Genomic DNA, 6429 nt, shown 5'->3' on the forward strand with positions numbered 1-6429 from the left:
GGACTTTTTCAGTGGCCTCCTTTATTAGCAGGTAGTTTTTTCTCATTAGTAGAAAGGATAACCGCCATATGGAGTTCCATAACCATAACCGTAACCGTATCCACCATAAGGATATCCATAGAAAGGTGGTCTTGGTCTAAAGATCGCACTTCCAACTAACCCACCTAATAAGCCTCCAACAAAAGGACCTCCCCAGAAAAATCTCCCACCAGGATAAGGTCTACGAAAATCATTACGCATCATATAAGGTGCCATTTTTTTACCTCCTCTAAAATATACCTACACTACTTCATATTCATTTAGAGGAATATTGGAGTGGGCTCACACCCACTTTATTAGGTAAATGACATATTTTTTACGGTTTTAGAAATGTCCCGCAAAATAAAATTCCTGCATTATATATTATTCCTCATAAATCATCTTTTTCGTCATACCACCATCCACAACAATGTTAGTACCAGTAACAAAATCATTGTCTTCAGATGTTAAATAAAAACAAGCCTTTGCTATATCAGATGGTTTTCCGACTCTATTTGATAAATGTTGAGCATGATCTTTTTCTCGAAGTGCTTCATACTCTCCAGTTTCAATCCACCCTGGCGAAATAGCATTCACTTGAATATTATCTGAACTAAAAGAAGTGGCCAATGCATGTGTAAGGGCAACAATCCCGCCTTTTGTTGCAGCATATGCCTCAGAATTTTCTTCAGACATAAGTGCTCTTGTTGAAGCTATATTAACAATTTTCCCACCTTTGTTCATTTTCATCACTTTTGCAGCTTCTCTTGAAGCAAACATAACACTCCGTAAATTAGTATGAATTATCTTCTCCCATTCTTCTACAGAAATGTCATACGGTGAAAACCATTTAGAAAGTCCAGCATTGTTAATTAAGATATCTACTGTATTATATTTTACTACTGCTTGCTCTATTAAGTTCTCAATATCGGCCACATTTGATACATCTGTTCTTGTAAATGTGGCCTCCAGTCCTTGATTTTTACAAGTTTGTTCTAAATCCAAACCAGCTTGCTCTTCTATGTCTGCAATCACAACATTATACCCTTTTGCTGAATATTGAAGGACAAGTTCCTTGCCGATCCCGTTTGCACCACCAGTGACAATCACAGTTCTTTTCATTCCTAATTGTCCTCCTTTTGTTCAATACAATGTTTATTGGCCCAGATTCCTATTTCATTAATTACTCCCGTTAAGTCTTTCCCTTTTTCCGTTAACTCGTATATCACTTTTACTGGAGTATCGTCGATAACAATTCTCTTTAAAAGACCTTCATTTTCCAGTTCCTTAAGGCGTTCAGATAACATCTTTTGACTAATACTAGGGATAATATCAGTTAAGTCTTTAAACCGTTTTGGTCCATCCAATAAAACATGAATGATAATACCAATCCAACGTTTTCCCAAAAGCCTAAATGCAGATTCCATTTTTGGACAAAGATTGATTTTCAAGTGATCACTCCTTGCTTCGTATCTCTTGACTCATTTTAACACTTCAATTAAGATATGTTTTATGAGTAAACACTTACTAAAAGTTAGTTTATTACTTTTAGTATAAAACATGCGATACATGAAATCAACTTAGGAGGGTTTCTCATGAATACAGATTACCTAGACGATGTAAAAACAGTTATTAATAATCGCGCATCTGTTCGTCACTATAATCCAAACAAGAAAATAACAAAAGAAGAACTAACAGAAATTTTAACATTAGCAACTAAAGCTCCATCAGCATGGAACTTACAACATTGGCATTTCTCTGTTTTTCATTCAGATGAATCTAAACAAAAGCTGTTGCCAATTGCCTATAATCAAAACCAAATAGTAGAATCATCTGCTGTTGTTGCATTATTAGGTGATCTAGAAGCAAATCTTAATACAGATACAGTATATGCTCCGCTTGTTGATGCCGGCTATATGACATCCGAGATTAAAGAAACACTTGCAGGCCAAATTAACCGAGCTTACGAAAATAAAGGATTTGCAAGAGATGCTGCATTTTCAAACGCATCATTAGCAGCAATGCAACTTATACTTGCCGCTAAAGCCAATGGCTATGACTCCTGTGCAATTGGTGGGTTTAATAAGGATCAATTCATTGAGGAGTTTTCCGTCTCAGAAAGATATGTTCCAATTATGCTAATCACACTTGGACAAGCAGCTAAACCAGCTCATAAAAGCAATCGTTTAGATATTGACACTGTAACAACTTGGTTGTAGCAAAAGAAATGTAGGGTGTCTCGTAAAAACTGAGACACCCTACATTTTTTCATTTTAATTTTTCAGCAATTGAAATTGTTCGTTTTGCCTGAAATTTAACCGCTTCTTCCACATCTTCTTTCATATTCCCATCTGAATCAACTGTTACACTCGTGCCATATGGATTCCCTCCAGCAGCAAATGTCACAGGATCAGCATATCCCGGAGCTGCTACAATTGCTCCCCAATGATACATTGTGGTATATAAGCTTAAAATTGTTTGTTCCTGGCCGCCATGTAGGTTGTTTGCCGAACTCATCGCACTTACAACTTTATTAACAAGCTTTCCATTAAACCAAAGACCACCTGTTGTGTCGAGGAACTGCTTCATTTGAGCTGGTACATTCCCAAAACGTGTTGGTACGCTGAAAATAATTGCATCCGCCCACTCTAGATCATCAAGTTTTACTTCAGGGACATCTTTAGTTTCCTCTAAATGACTTTTCCACGCTTGATTCGATTCAATTGCTTCTTTTGGAGCAAGCTCAGGAACTTTTAGAACCTTTACTTCTGCTCCAGTTTCTTTTGCGCCTTGCTCTGCCCATTGTGCTAGCTTGTAGTTCGTACCTGTTGAACTGTAATAAATGATTGCTAGTTTAACGCTTGACATTCATCATCTCTCCCTTTTCATTGAAAAAATAAATTGAGGTATGTATAAAACAACCTTTAGTATAGATATTTCGTTCTTACACATTCTTTACCACAATTTATAAATTGTAATCATGTTTTTTGATTAAATAAGAAAAGCAACGCTTCTTTGGGAGCGCTGCTTTCTTATCTTAAAGTTGTTCTTTTAGTACAGAAATTGCTTTTTCAAGTTGAGTGTCGTTATCTTTTATTTTGTTTTGAATTAATTCGATTATTTTTATTGTTGTATCTTTTGTTATTTCCCCATCAACAGTTAGGCCTTGGTCTTCTTGAAATTGTTTTACCACGTTTTCTGTGTTTGCATCAAAATATCCTTTTTCACTTACATCATTATAGCCAAGAGCTTTTAACATTTGTTGTGCTGCGTTCACTTCAGGTGTTGAATCTCCTAATTTTAAAACATTGTCAGGATTAATATAAGGAAGATTAGCATATGCCGGAAGTTCAACTTTTACTGTTGGCTCGATTCCCTTTTCATGAATCCAAGATCCATCTGGTGTTAACCATTTTGCTGTTGTATATTTAACAGAGGAAGAATCATCAAATGCTTTTGCTGTTTGTACAGTTCCCTTGCCAAACGTTTTTTCTCCAACTAAAGGAATTCCAGCAGACTGATGAAGAGCAGCAGCCATAATTTCTCCTGCACTTGCTGTCCCACCATCTATAATAACTGTTACTGGTAAAGTAACTACTTTATTATTTTCTGCTTTATACACTTCTTTTGCGCCTGTCCGATCTTCGACTTGTAAAATATTTTCACCTTTATCTACAAACAAATCAGACATCAAAAGAGCTTGGTCCATCAATCCGCCAGGATTTTGACGCAGATCAAGTACTAGACCTTTTACATTTTTACCTTGTAGTTCTTTTAGTGCATTAGAAAGTTCTTCACCTGTTGTTTCCGAGAACTTTGTAATTTGTATTTTACCAATATTATCTTCTATTACCTCATAATAAACAGTTTCTAGAGGAATTGTGTCTCGTGTAATCGTAAATGTTAATTCACCAACACCAGCTCGTTGTACCAAGAGGTTAACTTTTGTTCCTTTTTCCCCTCTTATCTTCAAAACCGCCTCATTAACTGAGAGTCCTTCAACTGATTCGTCATTTACTTTAAGAATGACATCTTTAGGTTTTAATCCAACTTCTTCTGCAGGAGATCCTTTTATTGGTGAAACAATCATAATGCTCCCATTGCTTTCTTGGATTTCAGCACCAATACCTTCAAACGATGATGAAATGTTTTCACTAAAGCTTTTTGCTTCTTCAACATCCATGTAGACAGAGTATGGATCCTCCAGTGAATCGACCATTCCTTTGATGGCGCCTTCTACTAACTTAGTCGTGTCAACATCTTTGTAATAATTTGATTGTAAAATATCGTAAGTAGACCGCAATTTCGAAAATGGATCATCAGGATTACTTGAAACACTTTCCCGAGGTTGTACAACACTATAGGTAATTCCTGCTGTAATAATTGCTGTCACGATAACTGAAATAAGTAATTTACTATTCTTCACTGCTAATCTGCACCACCTTTATGTATGTACTTATTATGTCTAAGGTACAAGAATACGTCAATTATTTTGAAGGAAAGAAGAATTTCTATTTCGTAGGAACCACTTTCTTCATGCTTAACCCCAGGCATTTACCTATATTCAGTTCATTCATTTTGTTTACACAAAATTCACAAATTATTTACGTTTATAAATTATTGTCAAGACTAATGCTTGTCATAACATATATTCTCAAATACACCTTTTTAAGCAACAAAGTAAAGTTGCACAATATAAACATGTCCTTCATAAAGTTCCTAAAAATCAGTACTTTTAAACATTTTTCTGCGTTCGACAAAAACCACGATACTTTTTTATTAATTTATTGTAAAGTTTATTACACGAATGTAAATGCAAGGAGGTATTCATATGCAATTAGCAGACTACATCGGAAAAACAGATTTTGATTTAATTCATTTTTCTATATCACTAGCAAAGGAAATTGATTGTAAAATAAAAAACAAGGTGTTTTTTTATCAAAATCAAGTTTCCAACTATATAAATGATAAGATTGATCATTTTATCCATACTTTACATGTAAAAAGTGCTCTAGAATTTATTTATAAAGTTGAAATTCTCAAGATGTTAAAACCAAAATTAGACTTACTGTTTGAAAAACATCGTTTATTATCCTGTGTGTAATCACCAGTCCATCAGTTTCTGAATACTATTAGGTAGAAACTGAATGGAGGTTTGGTTTGTGAATTATTTACAAATGCTTTCTGTGTTAGGAGTTGGTGGAGCTCATCCAGGTGGTCTATTATTAACAAAGTCTATTTTCGAAAAAGAGCAATTTCCGATACCTTCTAAGATACTTGATGCTGGCTGTGGTACAGGACAAAGCTCTAGTTACCTTTATCAGTTAGGGTATGAAGTAAAAGGACTAGATAAAGATCCAGTTATGATTGAGCACGCAAAAAAAAGAAATGCCACTTTAGAAATAGATATTCCATATCTAAATCAAGATTTATCAAACATAAAAGAACCAAATGAAAGTTATGATATTGTTATGTGTGAATCTGTATTAAACTTCACACCACTAAGCGAAACACTACCCGAAATAGAAAGAGTATTAAAACCAAATGGGATTGTTATTGCAATTGAAATGATCCGAAATGAATTACTTTCAAAAGAAGATTTTGAGGAAATTTCAACATTTTATGGCTTTCCGTCTATTTTCTCCATTGAAGAATGGAAAGATCAATTTGCTAAACATAATTTAATGACCTATAAGATACTCTCTGAAAATGACTTTACCTTCCCTTCTCTTGAAGAACCTACTACAGAATTTCACTTTAATGATCTAATTCCGGAAAATACCTTTGACATTCTTTCAATGCATGAGCATATAACACTAAAATATCAAGATAAACTTTCATACCGAATCTTCTTTGCACGTAAGAAATAAATGAATTCCTCATGGATATAAGTACAATCCCTCCTTGTTCTCAAGACATATCATATTGAGACAACTGATAAAGGAGGGATTTTTTTGTCACAGCATTATTATAATTTATGTTGTCGTTATACTGGAAAAGTTGTGAGAATTAATGATAGAAACGGCCGTGTACACGTAGGAAGGATTCACCGTGTTACACCGAATAGGGTATTTATTCAACCTATGGTCCGCGGCGGTAGAGGCGGATTTGGATACGGCTACTATGGTGGTGGCTGGGGATGGGGTCCTGCTTATGGAATCGGTATTGGTTTTATTACCGGAATTGCACTAGCTGGACTTTTATGGTGGTAAACCATCTAAAAAAGGGGAGCTAATGCTCTCCTTTTTTAGTTGATTAAAATTAATTAAGGCTATCTAATAAATCCTTAACACCCTTATAGATTAATATGATATCAGAGATTTTCATTCGAACTAAACCGCTTGATGAGGGTGCGACATAATCTATAACACCTTCAACCATACTCTTTTCTTGATTAAGTCCGTATAATTG

General features: G+C 34.9%; 9 protein-coding genes. 4 read left to right on the forward strand and 5 right to left on the reverse strand.

What is annotated here, in order from left to right; genetic code table 11:
* Positions 1-45 precede the first annotated feature (45 nt).
* From COD11_RS26300 to COD11_RS26310, 3 genes are all read right to left on the reverse strand, one after another.
* Positions 46-255, reverse strand: coding sequence for a hypothetical protein (locus tag COD11_RS26300; protein ID WP_098799808.1), 210 nt, complete (start codon positions 253-255; stop codon positions 46-48).
* 147 nt (positions 256-402) lie between these two features.
* The gene (locus tag COD11_RS26305) at positions 403-1140 is read right to left on the reverse strand and encodes an SDR family oxidoreductase (RefSeq protein WP_098799809.1); all 738 of its coding nucleotides are present in this window, start codon (positions 1138-1140) and stop codon (positions 403-405) included.
* A gap of 2 nt (positions 1141-1142) precedes the next feature.
* Positions 1143-1469, reverse strand: coding sequence for a winged helix-turn-helix transcriptional regulator (locus COD11_RS26310; RefSeq protein ID WP_098799810.1), 327 nt, complete (start codon positions 1467-1469; stop codon positions 1143-1145).
* Positions 1470-1613: 144 nt separating this feature from the next.
* Here COD11_RS26310 and COD11_RS26315 point away from each other — a divergent pair, with 144 nt between their 5' ends.
* Positions 1614-2237 carry a nitroreductase family protein gene (locus tag COD11_RS26315; protein ID WP_098799811.1) on the forward strand — a complete coding sequence of 208 codons (624 nt, stop codon included), beginning with the start codon at positions 1614-1616 and terminating at the stop codon, positions 2235-2237.
* A 49-nt stretch (positions 2238-2286) separates the two neighbouring features.
* On the opposite strand, the gene wrbA is transcribed toward COD11_RS26315, so the two are convergent.
* Both wrbA and COD11_RS26325 read right to left on the reverse strand, forming a co-directional pair.
* Positions 2287-2886 (reverse strand): NAD(P)H:quinone oxidoreductase, encoded by a 600-nt coding sequence (gene wrbA, locus COD11_RS26320; RefSeq protein WP_098799812.1) that lies wholly within the window; start codon positions 2884-2886, stop codon positions 2287-2289.
* Positions 2887-3055: 169 nt separating this feature from the next.
* Positions 3056-4444, reverse strand: a complete 1389-nt coding sequence (locus COD11_RS26325) for a S41 family peptidase (RefSeq protein WP_098799813.1) — start codon at positions 4442-4444, stop codon at positions 3056-3058.
* 405 nt (positions 4445-4849) lie between these two features.
* On the opposite strand from COD11_RS26325, the gene COD11_RS26330 reads away from it, so the two are divergent.
* The 3 genes from COD11_RS26330 to COD11_RS26340 all read left to right on the forward strand — a co-directional run bounded on the left by COD11_RS26330 (position 4850) and on the right by COD11_RS26340 (position 6230).
* A complete protein-coding gene (locus COD11_RS26330; protein WP_098799814.1) occupies positions 4850-5122 on the forward strand; it encodes a hypothetical protein in 273 nt (90 codons plus the stop codon).
* A 58-nt stretch (positions 5123-5180) separates the two neighbouring features.
* Positions 5181-5888, forward strand: coding sequence for a class I SAM-dependent methyltransferase (locus COD11_RS26335; RefSeq protein ID WP_176551263.1), 708 nt, complete (start codon positions 5181-5183; stop codon positions 5886-5888).
* 84 nt (positions 5889-5972) lie between these two features.
* Positions 5973-6230, forward strand: coding sequence for a hypothetical protein (locus COD11_RS26340; RefSeq protein ID WP_098799816.1), 258 nt, complete (start codon positions 5973-5975; stop codon positions 6228-6230).
* The last annotated feature ends 199 nt before the right edge of the window (positions 6231-6429 follow it).

It is taken from the genome of Bacillus sp. AFS040349 (genome assembly GCF_002577655.1).
GTDB lineage: Bacteria > Bacillota > Bacilli > Bacillales > Bacillaceae > Metabacillus.